Consider the following 25227-nt stretch of genomic DNA (forward strand, 5'->3'; position numbering starts at 1 on the left):
AGGGCTCAGTCGAGCGAGAACGTCATCTGCTCGGGCTCGGCGGGTGCCTGGGCTGAGGGCGGGAGCGAGCGGCCCGAGGTGGAGCGGTCGGCGGTGGAGCGGCCCGGCGGGTGGGTTGTGGCCTTGCGGGCCGGCGCGCGGTCGGGGAGCCTTGCTGGCCTGCCGGTGGTCTTGCGGACCGGGCTGCGGCCGGCAAGACGCGGAGCCGGCGGGTTTTGGGCGTCCTCGGCGACAATTCCGGCCAAGCGCCGGACATTCTTGACGCTGAGCTTGGTCATGATGCGAACGCGGTACTGCGACACGCCCTGGGTCAACAGTTCCATGGCGATCAGTTCCGCTTTCGCCCGGCAGACGTTGTAGACGGGCCAGGGCCTGGCGGGCTGGATGACGGTCTTGTTGTCTGCCGGGCTCTCGTCGGTCTCGGCGGCTTCGTCGGACACTAGACGCCTCCCTTGGACGAGGTGAGGTCGGCTTCGACGATGACGCGCTTGGAGTGGCCGGTGGCTGGCCAGCACGTCACGAGGGTCAACTTGGCCTTGGTCGGGACGGTGTTGGGATTGCCGGGGACAGGGAGCAGCACGTTGACGTTGCTGGGCTCTACGACGCGTATCCGAGTGACGGCGTAGGTGTAGGTCTTCCGGTCAGCGGCGGTGACCTTGATGCTCGAGCCAAGCTTGAGGCGATCGACGTCGCGGAACGGCGGATCGGCGACGCCACTGCGGTGGCCGGCCAGACCGAAGTTGCCGATCTGTCCAGGTTCCGCCGTTCCGTCGAAATGCCCCACGCCAGCGCGCAGTTGCTGGCTTCCGACGCCTTCGTACACTGGCTGGGCCCAGGACGCGCCGAGGGCCGGGATCCGCAGCACTTCGTGGATGCGTCCGCCGACGCCGACGTCGGGGTCGCTGCTCACGGTGTGCTTGTTGCCGCGGGTAGCGGGATTGCTCTTGCTCCAGCTGTGGAGGGTCTTGTGGGCCTGGTCGCTCGCCTTGCCGGTGTGGTCTGCGGCAGCCTTCTGCGGGGAGCGGGTGGTGAGCGGGTCCTGCATCGGCGTGGAGCGCTGCGCGGCCGCGGTCGCCTTGGCTTCGGCGACATGTCCGGTGCTGGCGTGGCCCCAACGCACTGCGGTCAGGCCGACGGCCACCGCGGTGGCGACAGCCGCGCCGATCAGGACGTTGCGCCGTGCGCGGGAGCGGCGAGCGGCATCACCGCGGAGGTCAGACTCGGCAGCCTCGGGGGCCTGGGGGTGGTTTTCGGGCATGGTGCATCAATCCGTCCAGCAAAGAATGGAAGGCCGAGCGGTCCGGCTGCGGGACGGCGGCGGGGCAGGAGGTGCTGGGGGCACCGGTTCGGCCCCGCCGCCGCTACTCCCGGCGGTAGGCCCGGCGGGTGAGGGTGGCGCTCAGGCGCCGGTCTGCGGCAGCACGTTGCCGGGCAGGCGCACCGGGCCGTGATGGGGCGCGGGCTTCTTCTGGATCTTGGTGTCAGTGACCGCGACGGTCGAGGCGACGAGGTCGCCGACGCTCACGCGACGGTCGGGGGCCAGCTGGTAGCCCTCCGCGGCGCGAACCTCGTGCAGCGTGTAGGTGCCGGGTGCGAGATCCTTGGCCTGCCAGACGCCGTGGGCGTCGGTCGAGCCCTTGGCGACCGTCTTTCCACTGCGGTCCTTGACTGCGAATTCCACGCCGGCCATGAGCTTGTGGGTGTCCGCGGCAGTCTTGATGACCTTCAGGCCGCCGTGGCCGGCGGCGACCTTCAGGTGCGCCGTGGCCGTGGCGGTGGAGTGGCCGCCTGCGGTGACGATGCGCTGCGCGTTGGCGTTGCTGGGCGTCTGCGCGTGGAGGGTGGTGCTGGGCAGCTTGGCTGCGGTGGCCTGAAGGTTGAGGGCGCCGGCCTTCGACGTGGTGATGGTCGTGCGGGCCGTGCCGGCAGCGTTGGTGGTGACCGAGGTTGTGCCGGAGGCCGCGCCGGAGATCTTCAGGTTCAGCTGGGTGTTGGGCAGCTTGTGCCCGGTGGCCGAGGTGACGTCCAGGGTGACAGGCACCTTCGTGCCCCGGGTGGCCTTGGTCCCGGCGTGGATGTTGACCTTGTACGGGCCGGCGAACCGCTCGGCTTCCGCCATGTACGTGGCGGCCAGCTTCTTCACCGAAGCGGGGACGTTCTTGTACGAGAGGCGCTGGAGGGCGCGCTTGCCGTTGGGCAGGGCGTAGTCGCTGCCGCGGTTGAGGGTGGTGTAGACGACCGCGTCGACTGCGGCTGCCTGCGCGTCGGTGGGCTGCCGGGTGTCCGACAGGATGAAGGCCGCGCGGTTGAAGTCGCTGTCCGAGACCTTCTGGCCGGTGGCCTTCGAGGTCCAGGACTTGAAGGGTGTGATGGCGCTGTACTTCCCGCCCGCGGCGGGGCCGGGGAGGGTGGGGTCAGCGCAGTAGCCGTGCGTGATCGCGTGCGGGAAGAGGCTGCCCGGCTTGCCGAAAGCTCCGAGGTGGCTGGCACCGGCGTGACCGGCCGAGTCGGGGATCGTGAATCCGGGTCCGAACTTGTCATAGGCGAACGCGTTGGAGGGCAGTAGAATACCGGTGCCCAATGCCACTGCCGTGCCAAGCACGATGAGCCGAGTTCGGCGGTGTGCCTGCGGGCGGGCTGTGGGTGATGCCACACTCATCCATGTCTCCCTTGGGGGATGTCAGCCGGGCCCGGCCATTCAGGTTCCTAGGCCAGTTTCATGGCCGAGCCCGGCGGCCCCGTCTCCTTTGCGAGACGGGCGCTCGTGGGTGAACGTGGTGGGTACGTGCACGGGGCAGCCCCCCACGATCATGAGAAGAAAGTTACCGTCTTCTCGTTATTTGATCAAGTGGCTAGAGTGGCCCCCACCACCCCCCGTGCAACCCAGGAGCACTTCAATGCCCGAACGTACATTCGATCGCCATGAGTTCAGAAAGGCACGCCGGGCGGCGAACAAGTCTCAGGCAGCGGTGGCCGCCGAGCTGGGGGTCAAGGAGCCGGCGGTCGCGAAGTGGGAGAGCGGTCGCACGAAGCAGCCGCCGCCGGAGAAGCTTCCGCAGATGGCGGTGATCGTCAACCTTCCCCTGGATGTCCTCGCCCCGAGAGCAGGCCGGCGCAACTTGGCCGACCTGCGGTGCGACGCCGGCCTCACCCTGACCGACACCTTGGAGGAGCTGAGGAAGACCTTCCCGAAGCTGCGGACGTCCGTCGTTGTACGCAACGCCGAGACCAAGGTGCGTCAGCTGGCCGAGCACTACGTGGAGCCCCTCGCCGACGCCTATGGCGTAGAGGTCGAGGTGCTCCTCGCGGCGCAGGAGAGGACGTGGGGCAACGACGTCCCCGAGCCGACGGTCGCGGACGAAGACCTGCCACGGACGCTGTCCGGGAAGATGCAACTTCTGATTGATCAAACCTACGGAGGCGAATTGAACCCGCCGTCCGACGGGGATATCGCCCGGACCATCAACACGATGGCCGGCAAGGTAGTGATCTCAGAGTCCGGGGTGGGCATCCTCAGGTCGGGTGGCGCTGACAATAGCCCCGTCTCGACGGAGATTCTTGATGGCCTGGCAGCGGCATACCACGCGCCCACAGGTTTCTTCTACCCTGGCGAGGAAGCCATTGCTCGAGATTTCACCAGTACTGTCAAGAGGGCTGCGAGATTGCGCGGCGTGACTCTCGCTGCCCGCGGTGGCGAGGCCGCACTGAACAGCGCTCTTCTCAAAACGGTCGACGACTTGCTCGACAGCATCGAGAAAGGCGAGCTTCCCGGAATCTCCGCCGAAGAGCTCGACTAGATACGCTCACGCTCCCGAGGACCTTTCTCGGCCAGCCCAAGTCGCGCCGGCATGACCTGAGCTCGCATACCGATACAGGTCGCCGACGCCAGCGTCCCGGCCGGCGACACGGTGATGCTCTGCCTAGCGTCGGCCCGTCGCGAGCCGGATCGGCGCCCGGATCCGGCAATCGCCGCCAGGAAGAGTCACCTGTGGCGCTCGGCTTGGAACTCACTACTGTCTCGATGCACCGTTGACGCGATTGGAATTCGTATCAGGCGTTCCGGAACTGCGCAAAGGCGTTTGCAGGCCCTCAAACGCAGTGACCTGGCCTTGGGAGCCTCAATTTCGCTTCAAGGTCAGTGAGTTGCTCAGTCGGTACCGGGACTTTCAGCGGGGCCGGAGCGGAGCAGGCTGCTGATGGCTTCCGGTGTGGAGCGGTCGAGGACCCGGCACACGTTCAGCAGCCGACTAACGTATTCGTCATAGTCGTCCCCGATGCGCGAAGGCGTTTCCAATGGCGTTCGACGGAGGCATCGTCCTCCCTCTTTCACGGTCAGAGCGGCCCGGATCCAGTACGCGCCGGCCAGGGCGCGGGCCTCGTCTCCGTGGTGCCCTTGCTCCTTGGCGAGTTCGGTGGCCCGCGAGTAGAGCTTGTCCGGTGCGTAGTAGCCGAGGGTGCGAATGACGTCGCTGATCTCAGTGACGTAGCGCTCCAGCCGAAGGTCGGCAGGCTGAAGCCGCATATGGTCCAGGGTCCAGTTCAACCAGTTGCTGCCGCGGCGGCCGGCGAGCCGGTTGCTGGGGGCTCTCACGGAGTGGCCGGGTACAGCCAGAGTCAGCTCGCGCCAGAGCGGGTACAGCGTGGCCAGTGTCCTGTGGGCCCGCCAGCCGTGGGTGAGATGCTGTCCAACCGGGAGCATGGTGCCGATGAGAAAGAGCCCGTAGAAGGCGTACAGGAGCTCGTCGCTTGTCCGCTGCTGGGCCTCGGCCAAGCGCGCGTAGCTGGGGTGGAATGAGATCGCCACAAAGTACACGATGCCGGCGATGGCGTACGCGACTCCCAGGACGAACGCGAAGGACATGACGCGAAGTCCCCAGCGTAGAGGCCAATGAGGTGCTCGCCGGGCGCTGCTGGCCCACAGATAGGAGCAGCTGACGGCGGTGGCTGCGAAGTACACGTAGAAGGTCCCCATGTAGCCGGCCAGCCAGGGCTGGCCGGCGTGGTCGGTCAAGAAGCTTCCGCCGCGGTCGATGTGGTCCAGCCCGAAGATGAAGATGACGGTCATCAGGGCGATCGAGACGGCAGAGCTCTTCGTGGCCAAGCGGTGGACTTGCGTGACGAGTCGTCGATCCTGCGAGGAATCCTGGCCACCGTCGCCTCCCTGGAGGTATACGGCAGCCTGGTAGCGCAGAAGGAGGCACAAGCACACAATGCTCAGGCTGTGCCGGATGAGTGTTGGCAGGTCGTTGACGCCGGCCAGCTGTGCCAATTCCGGATGGATGCGCATCATCCAGACGCCGACGCTGGCTGCGAAGAAGGCGGATAGATGACGCTCAGGGGCATTGCCTTCCACCGCTGAGGAGATTCGGCGCACGGCTTGGAAGACCAACAGGCCGAGAATGAAGTACGTGGCACACTCAAACATGCCAACCGTTCCGTGTACGTGGGGAGTTGCCAAGGAGCGGCCCGGACAGGCTCTCCTGCAGCGTGCTGAGGGTGATGTCATCACTGATGCCGCCTTGCCGCCGACTGGCGACATGAAGATGGTCGGCCAGGGTTTCGGCTCGTACTTCCTCATATGTCCCATAGCCGCTTCGAGCCATGACGGCACCTATGGAGAAGATCCTGTCTCGCATCTGCCGCGGCATTCCGGGAAACAGAGCGTCGAACTGGCTACGCTCCATGTCCGATCCGTCCTCGAGCCACAAGTGCCACAACTCATGAAAAATGATCTTGTTTCTGTGGAACTTGGATGTTCCGGCGACATGGAGGACCAGGTCGAGGGGGCGCGTGCTGTGGCGTACCCACAGGCCGCAGGCTCCCCTGTCACCTGGAACGTGATCATCGAGTTGGACCAGCCGGATCTCGCGTCTGCGAGCCTCTTCGATGTTTTTGATGAGCCGGGGCAGCGTGAAGGGCTCCGGTATGGGCATCTCGCGCATGATGCGCCGGCACTCGCGTCGCAGGGCGCGCTCCGAGTGAAGGTCACGGAGAGGCCACCACATGACCAGCACTCCTAAGTCTCAGGGCCCCAAACGTGGGGCTCGGTTGATAAGGCGACGGGGTCGCGGAAGCGGCATCAGGCAGAGGTGGGGGCGCCACGCGAAGGCCACGCACCTGTCGCGACGAAGGCGTGGGGCACGGGGCGGCTCATGGTGGCCGAGCGGCAGTTCTCTGCTCGGCGAGTGAGCGCGACTGGGGAAGCCGCCGGGCGGGCGCTGGTTCTACCGTAAAGAACCGGCGCGAACGTTACTACCCGTCACCTTTGGTTCGATATTTGACTTTTGGTGCGGACGGCTCGCCATCTCGCACGCTCGATCCGGGGTGGTTGACAGAGACATGATGGCGCGACGATACAGTGACCCGCCAGGCAAGAAACACGAGGTCAGCCCCATTTCCGCGATAGAGCTTCCCCCCCGAACCCCCCACGCACGGGCCCCGCGGGCAGTTGCCCCTCGGCGCGTCGGGGCGGCAGCGTTCACACTTCGGGCGCCCCGCTTCGACTCTTGCGCGTCGAGCACGTCACACAACGTAATCCCCAGTTCCCCGTTCGGTTCCGCCGCGGCGCCAACGACCGGTCGCAGCTCGGCGATCCAATTGTCATATGCCGCCCTCCTCGATTTATAGAGAACCCGTTCTCACATGATTTAAAACCTAACAAACCGTTGGGTCGGTTTGTTTTAGCGAGGAGAGCGACGTGCCGAACCACGCCGTAGACCTGAACCGCGTCAGCAAGATCCTTAGCGGCGCCCGCATGCGCACCGTCGCGACGGACTTCCCCGAACTCGGCGCACTGCGCATGCGAGCCGGGCTGCCCGAGGATCGCATGCAGGGCCGCGGGCGATCCACGCCCTACCTCACCCAGCAGGAGGTGAGCCTCCTTCTAGGCTTCATTGACGAGCGTCAGGACTGGTACAAGCGGCTGGAGTTGGGTCAAATCCGACAACCTGCGGCGACAGATCTCCGCAAGGTGAGCAGACTCCTACGCCTCACCCCAGCGGAGTGGGACCAACTGCACATCGCCCTGTTCGGCCGCCGGACACTATCAACCAACAACCCCAAGGCAGGCTTGACCGTGGACCCGATCTGGCACCGCATCATCCGCAGCAGCAACATAGCCGCCTACATCTCCAACCGAAGCTTCGATGTCCTCGACTTCAACCCCGAAGCCGACGCGCTGTTCGGCGGCATGCCAGACAACGTTCTCCGGCACTTTCTGGGTCGGCCTCACGGCCGCCACCCACGCTCGTCTCAGCCCCAGACCCCCCGGCCCTGGGGCGACAAGGCGATGTGGCAGCTGAAGATGCTCGACTTGCCGCCCCAGCCTCCCAATCGCTGTCACATGGTTGACTATCAAATCTGGGGCCTGGCTGCGACCGCCGGCCTGCGTCAGGGGCTCGCCGACCACCCAGGGGACCCGACTCTCCGCGAGATCGAAGCCGAAGTACGGGAGGACCGGGAGCTGCTCGCCATGTACGAGGGACCTGTGCACGGAGACAGGACACCCAGCGAGAATGAGCACCCTGACGGAACCCGGCGCCTGATGTACCACCCAGTGGTCGACGAGATAGGCATCATGCTGGGCGGTGTCGGCGGCCCAGGGGGCGCGCCCGGGGCCCGGGTGGTCTGGATGGAATGGTCTCCTCTTGAGTCGGCAACCGGCGTCTGTCCGCCCTCTTGTGCGATTTACCATATCCATGGACGCTGATGAGCGCAGACAATGCCTTCATGATCTCTGCACAACGCGCTACGCCAGGCGATGCCCCCAGCAGGCAGTTCAGCACCCGCCGCTACCTTCGTAGGGTCTCCAGTCCCTGGGCATCGTCCGTTCCCGCCGGCAGACGAGCCACGCTCCCGCTTGCTACCGCACAACCGCCCCTGGCAACGTCACGCCACGAATTGGACCGGGCTCCCGGCCCGTTGAGGGTTGGCTGACGTGCCTCAGCGTGCATCGGATGTTCGCTGCCGCCGTGCGGGGCCGGCAGCGGGTGCAGCGCCAGCTGTCGGTGCCAGGAGTAGCACTCGACATCGTCTCCGGTAGCCAGTAGAGCCGCGAACGAGTCGTCTCATAGTCAACGCCTTCACCACAAGTCCACACCATCTTCCTCCAGTTCACGCCGGGGCCCCTGACACCCTCAGCTGAGTGTGGGCACCCACCGGTGTCCACACGGCCGGCGCGATCACCTCGCGAGAAAGGACCCCCGTGCCAGGGGCGACGCGGGACCACACTCGCAGCGTGCAGATCGGAGCCCTCGTGGCATACGTGAGCAAACCATCGTTTTTCTACCCTAAAGAGAACCGCGTATCCACTCTGGATATTCACCGTGAAATGAAGGTGTCTGCCTCGAAGAGCCCGTATCTCGAACGTGTTTTGGGTATGGATGTCGGGGTCGAGGAACGCTACTTCGTAGCCCCGCTTGATGTGATGGCAACGCCGGGCACTCTGGAGAACCGGAACGTTATCGCGCTTCCGGTGATCAAGAGGCTTGGCGTTCGTGCTTGCCTGGATGCCATGGAGCGGGCTGGGCTGCGGCCCGCGGACATCGACTGCATCATTGTCAGCAATAGCACGCTGCATGCCTTGCCCGGACTGGACGTCTACTTCCAGAACGAACTCAATCTGCGGCCGGATATAAAGCGGATGCCTTTCACGCAGCTCGGGTGCGTCGGCGGCGCACACACTCTGGACTGGGCAAGCACACTTGCCGATGCCTATCCGGGCATGCGGATCCTGGTCGTCATACCTGAGGCGCTCAGCACGGTCTATCAGGTCGAGGACTTGGAGCTCGACGATCTGCTGTGGCGGCTCCTCTTCGGAGACTCCGCGGCCGCCTGCATCGTCTCCAGCCCGCGAACCCCTAACGCTCCCCCACCCCGGAATTCCTGCCTGCAGACACATGGCAGCTGGCAATACCTTGTCCGCGGCTCCATGGGCACCTACGAGCTCAAGACCCGGTCGGACGGCGACCACTTCCTGTCGAAGCGCGGAGCGCAAAAGGCAGTCCGCGAACTCGAGAAGCCGCTGTGGAACTGGTTGCGCACGGCCGGCCCCGATTGGAGGCCGGAGACAGTCATCGCTCATACCGGCGGGCCAGCCGTACTCAGGAATCTCGCAAAGGTGTTGGGCTTCCCGGAGGAACCAGACCACCCCCTGAACCCGCTTGCTCAAGCGTGGGAGACGCTCCGGAGATTCGGCAATTTGGGGGGCGTATCTGTCCTGCGCACCCTCCTCGAAACGGCCGAGCTTTCCCCTCGGCCTGGCAGCGAAACCCTGCTGTTCGCGATCGGTCCTGGTGTCACCAGCGCAGCTGTACGGGGCATCATGCTCGACCCCAACGACTTCGCAGCCGTCGCGTAGCGGGAGAATCCCACGCCGACCGGCCCCGTAGCCGACTGAGCGTTCCCAGCGGGCCGGGCCGTTGCACGATGGAATGCAACGGCCCGCGGCTCATCGGTCAGGCACAGGCAGGATCACGAGGTCGATATGTCACTGCTGGCCACGTGCCCGGGCGCCTGGTGCCGGCTGGACAGGAACAGCCACCGCCCCGGAGCGGGGTCCGGGACCATGTGTAGGGGCATGACCCGGGGATCGGAGACCGGGATGACCGGCCCATCGGACCAGCCTTTGAGCTCCTCGCCCGAGTAGAGTCCATAGACGTAGCGGACGTTGGTTCCCCTCGCATTTGCCGCTGCCAGTCTGCTGGCCAAGCTGGTGAGGAGCTCTCCGCCCCGTTCCGCCTGGTCCACGTTGGCCACCTCCGCAGCCTTGTCCAGTTTCATGCCCATGAGTGCCATGATTCGTGCGGGCTGGCCTGCTACGGCCTCGGACCTGCCGCCGCCGTGCACGGGCGGGCCCCACAGATCGAAGCCCGTGATCAGGTCAGTTCGGATCAGGCGGTCACCGGTCACACGCAACCAAGTTGTGGTGGTCATCCCGAATTTCCTCTCACTCGAATACCCGACCGTAGAGAGGCTTTCCTGTGGACAGCGATCACCTCTAGCGCTCGGCGTCTTGTGAAGAGCAAGCCGCATCTGACAGAGAATTACGATCCGAATCGGCGCGAGCACTTACGGGCACACAGGACCCTGGGCTTGTGGATGACGAATCGACCGAACGCACCGGCATTCTGGGCTAATCATCCAGGGCTGGCGAAAACGTCCACCGAAGGAAATGACCGGAACGGCGGTTCTTAAAGTGGATGCCGGAGGTGGACGTGCGAATGCCAGAGCAGGCGTCCGGCAAGTCACACTTGAATGATAAGATGCCTACCGTTCGGTTTTCGGAAACTGGTTTTGAGGCAGGGCACTATCCGTGGCATCCCGCCTGCACAACGTGAATGGACGGAGAAGCTCTGTGGTGGCGAAGCGCGCTCCTCAGCAGGACCGAGCGATACGAACCCGACGTCGGATTCTGCTCGCCGCTGCCTCCTCCTTCGCCGATCTGGGGTACGACAAGGCAACGATCGAAGACATCACCCGGCGAGCGGGGGTCACCAAGGGGTCCCTGTATTTTCACTTTAAGAACAAGGACGAACTCGCGTGCGCCGTGCTGGACGCGCAGCTCGAGGACATCTCCGTTCCACCGCAAGATCTCAAGCTGCAAGAGCTTGTTGATTCCGGGTATCTCCTTGCGATGGCCCTGCTATCGGACCCCATTCAACGTGGTGCGACTCGCCTTGCCCTGGATCAAGGGACCTCCCACCTCGACCGGGCGAAATCGATGAACCTCTGGGGAGAGTTCGTCGAGTCCATGTTGACGGAGGCTCGTAAGCGCGGGGAGATCTTTGGCTCGGTCCATATCCCGCACATCGCCGAGCTCTTCGTGGCGTGTTTTGCAGGTATCCAGAACCAGTCAAACGCGAAGACAAATCGGCAGGATCTATCCCTCCGTCTGACCGTATTCTGGGATACTGTCCTTCGGGCTATCACCAGGGACGATATCTTCAAGCAACTCAGCATTTATGAGTCACGAGCCAATGAAGTGGCAGATCAGATCGCCATCCTGGCGAGCAGTCAGCCGTGCGATTCCAGCGTTGACGCGTCCCATTGATCGGAAACTGACGCTGCTTCAAGGGCGAACGCCCCATGGCGTCACTCAACTCGTCGCGGGGCATCTCGGGCGTCAGGCGCCAAGTTGACGCCATGCGTATCCCTGTCGGTGAGAGTGAGCTGCACGGCAGCGGCCGAGGAATGCCGGGCAGGCCGGGAGCAGCCATACTTGACGGCACGGTTCCCAGCCTGCTCGCCGTGCTACTTTGGCTTTCTCTTCATCCTTCGACGGTCGGCCCAGGCGCGGACCTCCGCGACGTTCCTGGACTTGTGCTCGTCCGTCGCAGGGAATGGGTCTTCTCCAGCGGCGAATGTCTTCGCCCAGAACTTCAGCGTTTCAAGGGGGATGCCGAGCTCTCGCGCGAGCGACGCGATGCGAAGCCGCCCGGCCGGCCCCGCCTGAGCTGGAATCTGCTCCAGCAGCATCTCGACCTCGTCTGTATCTTCTAGGACCAGCACTTCAGCGATCCATAGCGCCGGGATCGCCTCACCCGCACGGTTGGCAATGAGAACTCGCTCGAGGACGTCGCGCTGGCCGAGGGGGAGGCCGTGCTCGTCTCGATCCGCCTCGGCCGGAGCCTTTCGGCGGATGGTGCCGGCGTGGCGCAGCAGCCAGGAACGCATAACCTGCCAGTCACGCCTTCCGTCGGTCCCTGGTCCGGGGAAAGGGTCGTTGCGGCGCAGGAGCCATGATCGTACGGCCGCCCACTCGCGCCGGCCGTCGCCGTCAGAGGCGGGGAAGGGATCAGGCGATTCTGCCCCATGGGCAGATGCGTAGTTGTAGATGGTTCGGGAAGAGATACCCAGCAACTCTCCCAGGCCGAGCGCGGTGACTCGCAGGCTCTCCGGCCGTGCGCTAAGGGCCCGTTGGGCGAGGTCTCCTGCCGTCTCGGCTTCGTTGGTGGTCATTCGGTTTCTCCCGACGGTCAAGGACGTATAAGGAAGCTGCTCCGTAGCCAGTTCGGCACCTGGTCCGCCAAGCGCGCAGCATGAAGACCTTTTCGCAGATGGGGGAGCTGCGTCAAACCCACTCGGGTCGGCGAAGGGGCGGAGCGCGGGAACGTTGTCACCAGTTGCCTCAGACTTTGAAGCGCTGTTCCCGCAAGTAGAGAGCCGGTTGGCGCTTCGTAGGCAGCGCCGCGAATGCGCACCGAGTGTGCAGGATCCGCGCTTCCGGGCGAATTACGGACCAGGAAGCAGGGGCTAAAACTTTCACAAACAGGGGAGGTGTGGTGCGTGATCAGCGCGATCGCGTGGCGTATCGGTCTCCGCGCGCGGACCGAGCGCCGAGGTGGGTTCGGTTCGCCACCACGGTCATCTCCCAGCGCTGGCCAGCCCTGTGCGCGGCCAGGAGGTAGGGCCAGCCGGCCTCGGCGAGGACCAGCCCGAGGTTGTGTCCGGGGTGTAGGGGCGCGAGGAGTTGCGGAACGGCTTGAGACAGGATCGAGGGGCCCCGCGCCTCTGGGTCAGGTGCGGGGCCGCTCGACGACCAGCGCGGCCAGATTCCTTTTCCAGTCCGGGCCGGTCACGGTTCGCCCTGTGTTCAGGCTGTGTGGCGGCCGAGCACCATGTGCGGGTAGCCAGCGTTGATGCGTTCGCCGAGGTCGGCACCGAGGCTGGCGATGAACTCGTCGAGGCGGGCTGTTGCCGCCTCGATGCTGTCGGCCTCGCCCTTGAATTCGAACTCGACGAAGGTGCCGAGGTCTGCTACCTCGTCGAAAGCGACCGCGATGTCGCCGTCGCTGGTGGTCCATTCCTCGCGCAGCTTGTCGACGACGGCGATCTTCTTGCAGTCGAGTGCATCGAGAACATGGGTGACGGCCTTCGGGTCGGAGACGACCGACTCGTACTCGTCGCAGTGGGTCTTGATCTCAGCGTCGATCGGGTGCCACCGCTTAAAGTTCAGCGACGCGGTGTTGTCTTCGACGCGGACCCGCAACCACTCGGAGATGGAGGCGGGGGCGAGGAAGTCGCGGTGCGGGGCATTGTAGTACGTGTCGATCTGACGGGATGCCTCACCCGGCTTGGCCTCCATGCCGGTCAAGGTGCCCTTCAGGGCGTGCGCCGGGCTGTGGAGGCGGAACTTCTGCTCGACTTCGGTGTACAGCACTTTCGCATCCTTCTAATAGGGGTGGTGTGTCAACTCGACTAACGAGTCGAGGTGTTGAACTGCAACGCCTTCATCCTCTCGTGCACGGGAGCCATGACGGCCCGCAGAGCGTCCACGTCCTGGTCGCTGAGCGGGTCCGTGGCGTTGGCCAGAGTGGTACTGATCTGGGAGGCGTTGCGGAAGCCGACCAGCGCCACCGCGTCGGGGCTGGCGTGCACGGCGTACTGGATGGCCACGCGGGCGAGGTCCCTGCGCCGGGGCCCGAACCGCTCTCGCATCTGTTCCACGGCTTCCTTGACCAGGACAAGGAGGCCAGGGTCGAGCGGCTTGCGGGAACGGTGATCGCCGGGTCCGAAGCCGTCGGACCGGTAGGTGCCCAGAAGCAGGCCCTGTGCGAGGACCTGCTTCACCAGGACACCGACCCCCTCGGCCGCCGCGAAAGAGAACACGTCGGTCTCGCCCAGCGCATACGGCGCCATCATCAGGCTGTGCCGTAGCGTCAGCACGTTCGGGCGAACCGCGCGAAACAGCTCGAGGAACCGCCGCGCCTCGGCGTGGTGCGGGTGGTCGGGCTGCTCGGCCCACTCGGCTGCGAACCGGTGCGGGGCGCGCATGGCGACGGCGCGGATGAGCCCCTGTTCGCGGAGCCGCTGGACGGTGACAATCGCCGGCCGCAGGTAGGCATCCCGCTTGCCGAAGTCGCCGCTGTGCAGGTGGTACAGGTCGACGTAGTCCGTGCCGAGGTTGTCCAGGCTGGTCGCGAACTGGTGGTCAATCTGCCGGGGCAGGTACGGGTGCCGCGACGTGCCGGCGAAGTACCCAACCTTGGTGGAGATGACGATGTCCTCGCGGCCGCCGGTGGCGCGCAGCATCCGTCCCACGAGCCGCTCGGAGCGGCCCATTCCGTACACGTCGGCGGTATCAAAGAGGGTCACGCCCCTCTCGCGGGCGCGCAGCAGTCCCTCAAAGGCCATGTCCGGGTCGACGTCGCCCCAGCCGACGGGTTTGCCGTCGTTGACGGCCGGGCCCCCGATGGTCCAGCAGCCCGCGCCGACGAGCGACACCTTCCGGTCGAGCCCTGGAAGTGTTCGGTAGTCCATCACTGCTCCTAGGAATCAGGTCCCGCAGGGGTCTGAGGCGTTGATCAACTGCCAGCTCGTGGCTTTCTCCCACCGGCCGTGCTCAGCGGTGAGGGTCGTGGCGTGCTCGCTGCGCAGACGAGGGCCCAGCAGGTCGACGGTGGTGGACATGCGCTCGCGCAGGCGGCCGATGTGCTCCTCCAGCAGGCCGCCGATGTGTTCGGTCAGCTCCCGCTCGGGGTTGGCGCCGGCACCGTCTAGGGGTCGGGTTTCGATTGCGGCGATCATGTCGCCGAGGACCGTGTAGGCAGCGTCCTTGAGGACGATGCGGGCGCCGCGTACCGCGTCGCGCTGAGCGCCGTCGAGCACCTTCTCCAGCGATTTCAGCGTGTAGTCCAATGCGAAGTTGCGGTCGACCCACAGCTGAGCCCAGGTGCTGGCGACCCCGATCCGCCAGTCCGCGAACCGGGCGTCGACTCGGCCCATCGACGGCCGGACCTCGCCGGTCAGCCCCGCCTCCTTCGCCTTGCGTGTGTAGGCGGCTCCGATCAGGCACTCCATGCTGACGAGCGAGTACGAGATGCCGGAGTGCAGCGGCCGGCCGGTGGTCGCCTCGGTCACGAATGACTCGTCGCGAACAGCAGCGACGATGTCGGCCGGGGACATGCCGGGCTGGGGGCGTAACAGCAGGTCGGTGCGGCCCTGGAAGGCGTACGTTGCCCGCAGCTCGTCCAGTGTCATCAGGTGGTCGAAGGTGATGTACGTGAAGCGGGTCGGTACGCCGAGCGCGGAGAGGGTCCGGATCGCGGTCGCGTTCTGGGCTCCGGTGGTCTCCTTGTTGAAGCGCGTCAGGATCGAGTCGACGCCGGACTCCACGCCGAACAACATCCGGCGCAGACCGTGCTGGTTGACGAGCGCGCGCCACATCGCGGCCCGCTCGACGTGCCATGCGATGTCGCGGCCGGGGTCAACGACCTGGTCGATACGGCAACTCGATTCCCACGCGTATCCGGCCTCGTGAAGCCTGCTGGCGATGTCAAGCGCTCGGGGCCCGGCGTCATCGCCGCGGCCGATGAACTCCTCATCGACCAGGTACAGGGTGCGGCTGATCTGGGGGTAGCGGTCGAAGACCTTCCGCAGCTCGCTCAGCATCCACGGCAAGCCCTCTGGGGCCGCGCCGGACCAGGTGCCCTTGTGCCCGCGGGGGCAGAAGGAGCAGTAGTTCGTGCAGCCACGGCTCGTCTCCAACTGGGCCACGCCGTGATGCTCGAACGTGTCCGGCAGCAGGTCGAGTTCGGGGAAGATGTCGGCCGTCGCATCGCGAGCGACCGGCTTCGCGGTGCGGCGTCGTTGGAGGGGGATGCCGCCCCCTAGGACGGCTCCGTTGTAGCCAAGCGCCGGGATCTGCTCGCGCTCGATATCGCCGTGCCAATGGGCTAGGAGTCCTTCGATCGTCGCCTCTCCGCCGGCGCGGGCGACGAGCAGGTCCGGGTAGCGCTTCAGCAGCAGACCTTCGTTCCGCGCGACCAGACTGCCCCCGACCACGATCGTCGGCGGCTCCGGCAGGGCGAAGGCGATGTCCAGCAGCTCGGTCAGCAGATCGTGCTGGCCGAAGGTCGCTGACAGGCCGAGGATGTCCGGGGTCTCCATCCGCACCCGATTGATCAACTCCTCCAGTTTCACGCCGAGCTGCATGTCCACCAACGAGACGGTGCCGAGCAAAGTCGAGCGGGCGGCTCGGGCCACATCAGAGATGCCGAGCGGGAAGCGGGGCAGGGGGAAGAACTCCGGGTGGTACAGGGCCGCCAGGAGCACTTTCGGCCGGGCGAAGCGGTCGACTGCCGCGTCGGTGAGCGCGGTGGTCGACAGCCACGAGGCGGGGTCGTCGAGGTGCACCTGGCCGTGCGTCCATGCCGGCCAGCTGCGGGACTGATGTGGCTGTCCCGACAGGTCAGCTGCCACCCACGTGTGGTCGGGCCGTTCAACAAGGACCAGTCGGCGATCGAGCGTTCCGGTCACCCGGACGCGTACGAGGTCGTTTTGCAGGTATCGCTCAAGCCACTTCGCCAGACGCCCGGGGGCCAGGAGCAAGCGCTCCAACTCGGCATTCTCGCAGTCTGTGAGTTCAGGGCCGGCCGGGCAGGCGGTCTGGAGAGTGAGGATGAGCCGAGCTAACGAGTTCTTCGTGTGCTGATCACCCATGCGGATGTCCTTCGTGAGGGCCCGCCGTACAAAGGCGGGCAACGGGATGTCTCTGGGCGAGCCGGTCAGAGGCCGGGTGCCGCGGGAGGGAGGTCGGCGTGCCGGAGCGGTATGTCCGCTTGCCGGGCGGGTTGCGTGGCGCAGTGGCGATTTGCGGACGGCCTGACCGCGCCGGTCTCCGGCAAGTGCTGGAGCCGGGCCTGGCACCACGCGGCGAGGTCGGCCGGGGTGGTGAGCAGGTAGTCGGGGGCGGCCGTCGTCAGGTCGTCGAGATCGGCGTAGCCGTAGGTGACGGCTACGGCTCGCAGGCCAGCTTTGCGGGCGTGCAGGACATCGCTGCCCGTATCGCCGACATAAGTGGTCGCCCCGTGCTGGGCACGCAGCGTGGACAGCTTGTCTGCCTTGCTGCCGGGCGTCTCGCGGCAGATCAGCACGCGCGGCATCGCGGCGGGGTCGATGTCGCGGTGAAGCAGGGTCTCCACCGTGGAGCGGTGGCTGCCAGTGAGGATTCCGTAGCCCTGGACCCTCGCCAGGTCGGTGAGGAGCCCGATCAGTTCGGGGATGACGCCGTATGGATCTGATGCGGCTGTCCGCGCGGTCAGCTGAGCGTGGCGCTGCCAGAACTCCTCGGCAACCCGGTAGGGGATCCAGCGGGTCAGCGAGGCACTGAGCACGCCCTGATACACGACGGGCAGATCATCGGGGCCCGCGAGGTCGGGGAGGTCCCACAGCCCCATCTCTCTGCGGGCGTCCTGGTAGCAGCGCCAGGCCCGATGGCGGGAATCGTGCAGCACCCCGTCGAAGTCGAAGACCAGCATCAGCGCGCCTCCTTCAAGGACACGAAGGGCAGGCCGCACCAGGAGACCAGGCCGGTGCGGGGCAGTAGCCGCGCGAGCTCCCCCAGCCCGTGCCGCTCCCGGGGCCAGGCCGATGCCCCGGCCAGCGGGGCGAGCAGCAGCGCGTTGCCCTCCCGTACTGGGAGGAAGCGCTCGCCGGCCCACTGCGCGACAGCCTTCTCCGTCGTCTCCGTCTCCTCGGCCATAAGGTCGGGCCCTTCTGCGGCGGGGGCGCCGCCGAAGGGCAGCCGGGGCTGCACGAGCGCGCCCGGGGCCTCCTGCCACCGCTGCACAATGGGCGCCGCCGCCCAGCCGGGTGGCGCGTCGACGCCCAGGACGTGCTGCACGAGACGGGCCGCGTCGCTCATGCTGCGTTGGAGCCGGTACGCCTCGACGGCGGTCTCGGCCGCGCGTTGGGGGTTGTAGGTGCGCGGCAGCTGCTCGCCGCGGGCCGGCCCGTAGCACAGCAGGGCGACGGCGAGCGCTGCGTGCCAGGACCGGCCGCCCGGCAGATGCCGCGCGACGCTCTCCGCGACGACTTCCAGGCTGCTGCCGAACGCCACGGTGAGCGCGGCGAGGTCGAGCAGCGGGGTGAGCAGCTCGTTGTCGCGGCGGTAGGCGTGGGCGAGGTGCCCGGTCTTGCGAAGACGTCCGGCGTCGTCGAGGAACCATTTCTCCGCCTCGCACCGGTTGTCGGGCAGCGCCGGGGCGAGGGCGGCCAGCAAAAGGTGCAGTCGCGCGGCGGCCATCGCGTTGTCCGCACCGGTCAGAGCCCGGGCGACCGTGTGCAGGACCGCGGGCATCGGCCCGCCGGTCGCGGCTGCCTCCACTGGGAGGTGCCGGGCGCGGGCGAGGACGTAACTCACTGCCTCCTCCAGCCGGTCGGGCCCCGGCTTCTGGCCGAGCGGCCTGGTGGGGGTGAGGTCCTCGCTGACCACGAGCGCGGGTGCCACGGCGAGGGTCGCCGGGGGAAGGGGGCTGCGCAGGCCGGTGGCCACGGCGCGGGCGGCGTCGCCGAAGATGCCCGGCGGCGCCCACCCTGCGACCGCCGGCCGGATGCCGCAGGGCGTGCGCAGGCGGACGGCGGCCCTGGCCGGGGAGCGGCGTCGCACTCCCGGCCACGGCGTCAGGGCGGAGTTCTCCCGCCCGGGCACGAGACCGTCCAAGACCGGCGGCCGGTCGGTGCCCAGCCAGTCGGCGTCGCCTGTCAGGTAGGCGGACAGGGCATCCGGCTCCAGGCGGCGGGTTGACTGCCACTGCTCGCGCGGCAGGACGGTGACCGCGATACCCGCCTGGCGCAGCCCCCGCACGTCGGCGACGTCGAATACCGGCACCAGCACCTCGACCCCGGCCGACCCAGGCTCCTCCTGGGCGAGAGCCAGCAGTGTGTGGCCGGTCAGCGGCGGATCGTCCACCAGCAGCACCCGCCGATTGCCGGCCTGGAGCTTCTCGCCGGGCCGGACGCTCGTCACCCGCACATCGACGCCCGCGGCCTGCAGGTGGGTGGCGACCAGCGGGGCCAGGTACGCCCCGCCGGTGCGCACACCCGCCACGAGGACCGGCCCAGTCCAGCGCCGGGCCTCCTGCCACGTCTGGGCCAGCCTGATCGCATCCGGCCACTCCACTCCCTGGACGGCAAGGGACGCCGGCATGCGTACGAGCGAATCGTCCCTCGTCAGCCGGTTGGGGATGCGGTCGTACTCGGGCGCGATGAGGATGTCCTCGCCGGCCGCGAGCCGCCGGGCCGCGCGGCAGGTCTTGTCCTTCAGAACCCGCGCTCCTGGCAGGCCGGTGTCGCAGCAGCGGATCCACAGGGCGGCGAGCGACTCGTAGCAGCGCAGCGTCGGCATCGGCTGCCCCGCCTGGGCCGCGAGGTCCCGGGCGAGGTGGCCGATGGTGAGCGGCCTGATGGCCGTTCGCCTGGTCATGCGGTGGCCCCGCGGCGAGCCAGGGCGTGCACCAGGCGGCCCAGCTCGCGGTACGGGCTGCGGGTGGAGGCGGCCCACTCCACCGCGAGCGCTGCCTGGTACTCCTCCTCCTTGGGCGCCCAGTCGTCGCGGTGGTCGTGGAAGATCCGCACGCCCTGCCACAGCAGCGGGGTGAGCCCGTTGGCGCGGGCGACGTCGTCCAGGTGGGCGGGCGTGTCGCCGCGGGTGGTGATGCCGAGGTTGCCCAGGCTCGCGGCCTGCCCGCTCTCGATCTGCGTCTGCGCCGAGTCGTACTGGCCGCGCAGGGCTTCGCGCACGCCGACGGCGAGCAGGTTCTTCGTCAGGACGCTGAGGAGGCCGCCGCCGGCGACGAGCCGGGCGAGGTGAGCGATGGGGGCTACGGAGTCGGGCAGGTACATCACGACGCCGTGGCAGCACACCGCGTCGAACACCCCGTCGTCGAAGGACAGGGTGTAGATGTCGCCCTCGGCCAGTGTCACCCGTTCGGCGAGCTCCGGGGCGGCGGCGACGCGCTCCGCCGCGGTGGTGAGCATGTCGGCGGACTTCTCCACGCCGGTCACCTCGTGTCCAGCGGCCGCCAGGCGCAGCACCATCTCACCGTCGCCGCATCCGACGTCCAGGACCCTTGCTCGTCGGTCGCCGAGCTCGGCGAGGACACGGCGGGCGGTGATGTCGTGCCGCAGGCGGCCGCGGCCGCCGTTGGAGTAGGCGGCATACGCTTTGCCGACGGTGGCGAAGTCGGAGGATGCAGCGGTCATGATGTGAACTCCTTCTCAAGATCGGGCCAGTGCTCGACGAGGAAGCGGAACGAGGGGTAACGGCCTGAGGCCAGAGCGGCGCCCGCCTTCCCTGCGGGGAGGAACGCGCCTGCGCGTACGGCTTGGCGGATGCGGACCAGGCGCGGTATTCGCGCGGCCAGCTGTGGCACCCGCTCCCGCGCCTGGGCGGGCGGGAGCCAGGCGGCCAGTTGCTCAGGGCGCATCTCCTCCCACACCACGACGTCCACGAGCTGCCCATCCAGGTGCATGGCAAGGAAGTGCGGCACCGCTGTCGCCCCGGGCGCGGCGCCGCGGTGGCCCAGCACGGTGACCGTGCCGGGATAGCCGGTACGCAAGGTGATCAGGTGGTCGGCGAACACAGCACCGAGCCGACAGGACAGGCAACCGCACACCGACTGCACGCCGGTGACGTCGTTGAGCGTGAAGATCCGCTCACCCACAACTGCTCCCCGCGGCGGGGCCGTAGAGGCGGTAGTAGTCGTCGACGATGTTCGACTCGGCGAGGATCTCGTTGGTGGCGGCCAGGTTGTGGCCGGGCTGCAGCCTCGTATCCCCGCCGGCCAGGGCCACCGCGCCGACCGCGAGGCCGGCCAGGACCAGGTCGACGTAGCGGTTGGACAGGGACTCGGCGTAGTGGAAATTGATCGGCATCCCGTGCCCGAGGACGAGAATCTCCGGGCCGTCGGCCAGCTGGTAGCTGGTGCCCAGCACACCCCTGTCCGTGAGAGCGGAGCTGCCCTCGCGCAGCTCGTCGAGGGCGAATTCGAAGTTCCTGCTGGTGGTGCTGACCAGAAATGAGCGTGGTGGCAGGAGCCTGGCCTGGTCCAGACCGAAGCTGCGGCTGCCGGCGCAGCCGATGACCAGGCGGGGCCGGTGGGCTGTCACCAGGACGTTGAGGGAGCGGCCGGTGAGGAATCCTTCTTCGTGGGCGGCGACCAGACGGGTGATGTCGGCGTCGAACACCGCGACTCGCATGCGCCGGCCGTCCAGGACGCGGGCCACTTCGTGGCCGATCCGTCCGAAGCCGAGCACGAGGGCGGCCTGGCCCTCGAACTTCTCGTCCGGCAGCAGTCGCAACGTGTTGCGGACGGCCGCGTCGGCGATGCCGTAGGACTCGATCATGCCCTTCATGTCGCTCTCGGCCACGCTGAACAGCGGCAGCGGCAACTCAAGGCCCTCCACCTTGCGGATGCCGGAGGTGGTCTGCTCCACCAGCCCGATGAAGTGCCCGGCCCGTTCAGGGAGATCCCGCAGGACGGCGGGCAGGACGTAGCCGCCGTCATCCATGACGACGCTGCGCTTGCCCGCCGTGGACACGCGGCCGATGTGGTCCTTGATGCCCTCACCCAGGTCCCGGTAGCGCCACACCGCGATGCCGTGCCGCTGCACCAGATGCGCGTCCACGCGGTGGGTGTGGGCGTAGGGGTACTCCTTGTCGATCACGGTCATGTGCGCTGGGTCCACCCCAAGAGCGAGCAGGCTGTCGACGAGCACGAGGAAGTCGCGCATGTGGTGGATCGTCAGCAGTACTCCGACGCCGGCCAGTGGCTTGTGTGGCCAGCGGTCGGCCAACTGGCTCGTTAGCGGCAGCTCAAGGACGGCCGCGGCGATCTCGGTTGCGGTGAATGGCAAGCACCGTACGGCCGAGAAAAAGTCTTCGGCCTCGGTCGGTGTGCCCCGCTCGAAGGTCGCGACGAGGCGATGGGTGTGCTCGGCGGCCGCCGCCGGTTCCGCAGGGGTGGCCAGGGCCAGCCGTCCGTGGCCGCCGTCGGTGAGCGTGCACATCCACGACGCCGACACCTCATCCCACCGCATGCCCAGCACGCCGGGGCTGACAGCGAGGCGGGCGGCCAGCTCACTGGCCAGGTGGCGGGCCTCGCTCGCGCTGGCTACGACGTCGACCGCATGGATGAGCGGCGGTTTCACGAATGTGGGCATGGGGCCCTCCTGTCGAGAAAAGGGTCGAAGAAGCACGGAGGTCAGCGCTTGCCGGGAAGGGTGAAGGTGCGGCAGCGGCCGATAATGTGCATGCCGCACGCGACGAAGTCGGCGGGGTCCTGTCGGGTCACCGCGCGGACGGTCGCCAGTTGCTGACGGGCGGCCACGGTGTGCGCCGCGGTGATCAGCCGTCGGCGGACACCTGCCTCGGCGGCCCACACCTCGGCGAGCAGCAGTTCGCTGCCCGTCGCATTGCGCTGGGCCAGCGCCAGTAGCAGCGACCCGGTTTCGGTGTCGAGCAGCAGATTCCCGGGCTGGAATCGGGCGTCGTCCCGCCACCTTCGTAACGTGGCCTTCGCGAATACCTTGTCGTGGTGGGCATACCGGTGGGCAGCGGCCGCAACATATGCCTCTAGCTCCGGGACGCTGGCGGCGGTGACGGCTTCGTGGCTGGCTGCGGCCGGCGGACCGTACAGCACGGTGATGGTGTCCTGCGCCTGCCAGCCGGCCCGGGTGAAGAAGTCGGCGGCGCCATCCCGATCGTCGGGCACGTCGGTGGTCACCAGCGGCCACTCGGTCGCGTCAACCACCCTTCTCAGCAGCAGCGATCCCAGCCTGGACCGGCGGGCCGCTGGTGCGACGACCGGGCCCCACAGGCGTGCCTTTGCCTCACCGGGCTCGGGGCGGCGCACGGCGCACCAGCCGGTCACCTTCTGTCCGTCCCGGGCCACTGCGAGCATGGGGGGCGCGCTGGTGAGCGCGTTTGTCAGCCTGGAGCGCACCAGCGGAACGCTGACCGGCCGGTCGTCGCTGAACCCTGCGATACACCGCTGGGCGAGGCCCGCGATTTCCTCGCACAGGCCGTCCTCCAGCACGTCGAGGAGGTCGATGCGGCCAGGCATTCTTGCATTTTTATCCATGAAAGTGCCCTTCGAAGTGGATGACGGAGAAGGGGGATGCGACTCAGCTGCCGCACACTCATGTAGTGGTTGACGGGCCAGGGGCCGGGCCGGGAGGTCGGTCGGCGGACCGGTGCGAGTCAGCGGCGGCTCTTGCCCAGGGCGCGGACGGCGCACCGAGTCCGGGCCTCCCGCTGGTGGCGACCACGGCGCAGCCGAGTTCCGTAAGGCATAGGGGCAGCGCGTCGCAACGACTTGCGTGGGCCGTTGCCGCCGTGCCGGCCATCACACCACCGGTCCGTCCAACGAATCGGCCTGTTCCGGACTGGCCGATGGGGTCACTTCGTGACTCCTTTCGGTGCAGCTGCTAGTCCTCGTGTACGAGTGCACTACCGGTCGAGGTGGCGGTAGGCCCTGGGGAGGTTGCAGCGCATGCTCCAGCTGCCGCAAGCGTTCGGCATCGTCCGGGCGGATCACTGCATACAGGTCGGCCGCCTCGCGGTAGCACGCGTGTGCTGCTTCACGCGAGCCGCGGTCGCGGTGTGCGGCGCCCAGCATCTCCAGGGCGCGTGCGCGCCACCGGGTACTGCTCGCGGCGACGAACACTTCCAGGGCCTTCTCCAGCTCGACGACGCCGACGTCGGCCCGGCCGAGCTGGACCCAGGCGTGGCCATGCAATGCGAGCGCCCGGGCCGCGTCGTACGCGTCGTCGACGTCCATTAGCGTGGTGTGTGCCTCGGCGAACTGCGTGCGTGCGCGACGCAGCTGGCCGGCGACGAGGGAGAGTTCGCCGAGCAGGATGGTCGCCAGGGCGACGCCGCGTCGGTAGCCACACCCTGTCCACAAGGTCACCGCTCGGGTGAGGTGCTGTTCGGCGGGACCGGGTTGGCCAGCATCGTGGTGGACGGTGCCCAGCCCGAGCAGGGCTTGCCCCTCATCCCGCGCATCGCCCTCTGCTTGAGCGTCGTTGAGGGCCTGGGTATACCAGTCGATGGCGTCGGTGAGGTGGCCCGCCGAGCTGAGGCCGATGGCGCCGGATAGCAGCATCTGCCGCACAGCGGCCGCGTTGCCGACACGGCGGGCGGCGGCGACGCCAATCTCATGGGCCTGGGCCCACAGGGTGTATGGGTGTCGCCGGAGGAAGAGCGGCCAGAAGGCATCTACGAGCTGCCAGGCGACCTCGTCCGATCCGATAGCTACCGCTGCTCGTAGCACGCCCAGCAGGTCATGCTCATGTGCTTCCAGCCAGGCCATCGCTCCGGGATCGTCGTCGAAGACCGCCGGCGCGTGGGTAGGAAGGGGCAGTGCGTGGCGGAGCGCGCCCTGGGCCGGGGTGAGCCGCCGCTGCGCCTGGGTGGCGACCGCCAGCATCCAGGAGCACAGCCGCCGTACCGTGCCCTCCTGCTCGGTAGGACCGTCGTGCTGGGTGGCGAGGGTATGGGCGTGCTCACGTACGACCGCGCCCATGTGGTAGCGCGCCACCTGCTGGTGTGTGGGATCGCGCGGTTCCAGAAGCTGCTCGTCGGCGAGGTCCTCCAGAACCCTGTCGGCCTCCCCCCGCCTGAGGCGGCAGACGGCGGACAGCATGTGGGCATCGACGCAGTTCACCGGCAGGAGTCCCATCGACCGGTAGACACCTTGAGCAGTTGCCTCCAAGCCGGCGTAGCTCTGGGTCAGTCCCGAGGTGATCGCCATCAGAGCGGCTTCCTTATGGTGGGGGTGAGCAAGTGCGTCGGCGGCCGCCGCGAGTGAGCGCGAGGGGCGGGCCTTCAAGCGGGCGCCGGCCAAGACCAGTGGCAGAGGCAAGTGAGCGCAGGCGTCGACCAGCTGCGCAGCGGCTTGCGGCTCCGCGGCGATCCGCTCGGCACCGACGAATCGGCCGAGCAGTTCCAGGGCGGCGGCCGTTGAAAGTGGGCCGAGCGAGTAGTGGCGGGCTCCGGCGGCAGCCAGAGTCCACAGCGCGGTGCGGCTGGTGACCAGGGTCACGCAGCCGGGTCCGGCTGGCAGCAGCAGCTGGACCTGCTCGGCGGTGGTGGCGTTGTCCAGGAGCACTGCGAGACGGCGGTCGCAGGTGACCGAACGCCACAGCCCCTCCAACTCCACCTGGTCAGCGGGTAGGGGCTCCAGCCCGAGTGCCCGTAACCACTGCCGTAGGACCGTCTCCGCCCCAGGTGGTCCTGGGGAACTGTTGAGGTCCGCATACAGCTCCCCGTCCGGCCATGCGTGCTGCCGCAGCCACTGGTTGGCCACACTGCTCTTTCCGACGCCCGCGATCCCGCTGATCACCGTCACGGTGCCGCCGTCGGCATAGTCGGCGTCCAGTGCCTTGGCCACCTCGGACCTGTCGGTGAAGTGGCGTGTAGCGGGCGGAAGTTGCCGTGGCCGT

Annotated in this window: 21 protein-coding genes; 4 read left to right on the forward strand and 17 right to left on the reverse strand. The window is 67.5% G+C overall.

The window, feature by feature from the left end; translation table 11 throughout:
* Positions 1 to 5 precede the first annotated feature (5 nt).
* The 3 genes from ACF088_RS18065 to ACF088_RS18075 all read right to left on the reverse strand — a co-directional run bounded on the left by ACF088_RS18065 (position 6) and on the right by ACF088_RS18075 (position 2581).
* Positions 6 to 440, reverse strand: coding sequence for a hypothetical protein (locus tag ACF088_RS18065; RefSeq protein ID WP_392376748.1), 435 nt, complete (start codon positions 438 to 440; stop codon positions 6 to 8).
* A complete protein-coding gene (locus ACF088_RS18070; protein ID WP_392376749.1) occupies positions 440 to 1258 on the reverse strand; it encodes a sortase in 819 nt (272 codons plus the stop codon). The genes ACF088_RS18065 and ACF088_RS18070 overlap by 1 nt, the downstream gene beginning before the upstream one ends.
* A gap of 141 nt (positions 1259 to 1399) precedes the next feature.
* Complete coding sequence (locus ACF088_RS18075; protein WP_392376750.1) at positions 1400 to 2581, reverse strand: collagen binding domain-containing protein; 1182 nt, start codon at positions 2579 to 2581, stop codon at positions 1400 to 1402.
* A 316-nt stretch (positions 2582 to 2897) separates the two neighbouring features.
* Between ACF088_RS18075 and ACF088_RS18080 the strand changes: the two genes are divergently transcribed.
* Positions 2898 to 3797 carry a helix-turn-helix domain-containing protein gene (locus ACF088_RS18080; protein ID WP_392376751.1) on the forward strand — a complete coding sequence of 300 codons (900 nt, stop codon included), beginning with the start codon at positions 2898 to 2900 and terminating at the stop codon, positions 3795 to 3797.
* A 350-nt stretch (positions 3798 to 4147) separates the two neighbouring features.
* Here ACF088_RS18080 and ACF088_RS18085 read toward each other — a convergent pair whose 3' ends face one another.
* Together ACF088_RS18085 and ACF088_RS18090 are read right to left on the reverse strand one after the other, a co-directional pair.
* Complete coding sequence (locus tag ACF088_RS18085) at positions 4148 to 5425, reverse strand: MAB_1171c family putative transporter (protein WP_392376752.1); 1278 nt, start codon at positions 5423 to 5425, stop codon at positions 4148 to 4150.
* A complete protein-coding gene (locus ACF088_RS18090; RefSeq protein ID WP_392376753.1) occupies positions 5418 to 5933 on the reverse strand; it encodes a hypothetical protein in 516 nt (171 codons plus the stop codon). Before ACF088_RS18090 ends, ACF088_RS18085 begins: the two co-directional genes overlap by 8 nt.
* A 764-nt stretch (positions 5934 to 6697) precedes the next feature.
* On the opposite strand from ACF088_RS18090, the gene ACF088_RS18095 reads away from it, so the two are divergent.
* Positions 6698 to 7708: a hypothetical protein gene (locus ACF088_RS18095; protein ID WP_392376754.1), complete on the forward strand. Its 1011-nt coding sequence runs from the start codon at positions 6698 to 6700 to the stop codon at positions 7706 to 7708.
* Positions 7709 to 8236: 528 nt separating this feature from the next.
* Entirely contained in the window at positions 8237 to 9358 is a 1122-nt protein-coding gene (locus ACF088_RS18100) for a hypothetical protein (RefSeq protein ID WP_392376755.1), read from the forward strand.
* A 113-nt stretch (positions 9359 to 9471) separates the two neighbouring features.
* Here ACF088_RS18100 and ACF088_RS18105 read toward each other — a convergent pair whose 3' ends face one another.
* The gene (locus ACF088_RS18105) at positions 9472 to 9933 is read right to left on the reverse strand and encodes a hypothetical protein (protein ID WP_392376756.1); all 462 of its coding nucleotides are present in this window, start codon (positions 9931 to 9933) and stop codon (positions 9472 to 9474) included.
* A gap of 424 nt (positions 9934 to 10357) precedes the next feature.
* On the opposite strand from ACF088_RS18105, the gene ACF088_RS18110 reads away from it, so the two are divergent.
* A complete protein-coding gene (locus ACF088_RS18110) occupies positions 10358 to 11050 on the forward strand; it encodes a ScbR family autoregulator-binding transcription factor (RefSeq protein ID WP_392376757.1) in 693 nt (230 codons plus the stop codon).
* A gap of 200 nt (positions 11051 to 11250) precedes the next feature.
* On the opposite strand, the gene ACF088_RS18115 is transcribed toward ACF088_RS18110, so the two are convergent.
* From ACF088_RS18115 to ACF088_RS18165, 11 genes are all read right to left on the reverse strand, one after another.
* A complete protein-coding gene (locus ACF088_RS18115; protein ID WP_392376758.1) occupies positions 11251 to 11958 on the reverse strand; it encodes a hypothetical protein in 708 nt (235 codons plus the stop codon).
* A gap of 634 nt (positions 11959 to 12592) precedes the next feature.
* Positions 12593 to 13159 (reverse strand): class IV adenylate cyclase, encoded by a 567-nt coding sequence (cyaB, locus tag ACF088_RS18120; protein WP_392376759.1) that lies wholly within the window; start codon positions 13157 to 13159, stop codon positions 12593 to 12595.
* A gap of 38 nt (positions 13160 to 13197) precedes the next feature.
* Positions 13198 to 14259 carry an aldo/keto reductase gene (locus ACF088_RS18125; protein WP_392376760.1) on the reverse strand — a complete coding sequence of 354 codons (1062 nt, stop codon included), beginning with the start codon at positions 14257 to 14259 and terminating at the stop codon, positions 13198 to 13200.
* A gap of 15 nt (positions 14260 to 14274) precedes the next feature.
* Positions 14275 to 16440, reverse strand: a complete 2166-nt coding sequence (locus ACF088_RS18130; protein WP_392376761.1) for a B12-binding domain-containing radical SAM protein — start codon at positions 16438 to 16440, stop codon at positions 14275 to 14277.
* Between the two features lie 65 nt (positions 16441 to 16505).
* Positions 16506 to 17258, reverse strand: coding sequence for an HAD family hydrolase (locus ACF088_RS18135; RefSeq protein WP_392376762.1), 753 nt, complete (start codon positions 17256 to 17258; stop codon positions 16506 to 16508).
* Positions 17258 to 19204, reverse strand: a complete 1947-nt coding sequence (locus ACF088_RS18140; RefSeq protein WP_392376763.1) for a hypothetical protein — start codon at positions 19202 to 19204, stop codon at positions 17258 to 17260. The genes ACF088_RS18135 and ACF088_RS18140 overlap by 1 nt, the downstream gene beginning before the upstream one ends.
* Positions 19201 to 19983, reverse strand: coding sequence for a class I SAM-dependent methyltransferase (locus ACF088_RS18145; protein WP_392376764.1), 783 nt, complete (start codon positions 19981 to 19983; stop codon positions 19201 to 19203). The genes ACF088_RS18140 and ACF088_RS18145 overlap by 4 nt, the downstream gene beginning before the upstream one ends.
* Positions 19980 to 20444: a hypothetical protein gene (locus ACF088_RS18150; RefSeq protein ID WP_392376765.1), complete on the reverse strand. Its 465-nt coding sequence runs from the start codon at positions 20442 to 20444 to the stop codon at positions 19980 to 19982. The genes ACF088_RS18145 and ACF088_RS18150 overlap by 4 nt, the downstream gene beginning before the upstream one ends.
* Positions 20437 to 21942, reverse strand: coding sequence for a hypothetical protein (locus ACF088_RS18155; protein WP_392376766.1), 1506 nt, complete (start codon positions 21940 to 21942; stop codon positions 20437 to 20439). The genes ACF088_RS18150 and ACF088_RS18155 overlap by 8 nt, the downstream gene beginning before the upstream one ends.
* A gap of 41 nt (positions 21943 to 21983) precedes the next feature.
* On the reverse strand, positions 21984 to 22844 hold the full coding sequence (locus ACF088_RS18160) for a GNAT family N-acetyltransferase (RefSeq protein WP_392376767.1): 861 nt from the start codon (positions 22842 to 22844) through the stop codon (positions 21984 to 21986).
* A gap of 282 nt (positions 22845 to 23126) precedes the next feature.
* Positions 23127 to 25175, reverse strand: coding sequence for a hypothetical protein (locus ACF088_RS18165; RefSeq protein ID WP_392376768.1), 2049 nt, complete (start codon positions 25173 to 25175; stop codon positions 23127 to 23129).
* Positions 25176 to 25227 lie beyond the last annotated feature (52 nt).

This window comes from Streptomyces sp. NPDC015125 (assembly GCF_043080045.1).
In the GTDB taxonomy this organism is placed as follows: domain Bacteria; phylum Actinomycetota; class Actinomycetes; order Streptomycetales; family Streptomycetaceae; genus Streptomyces.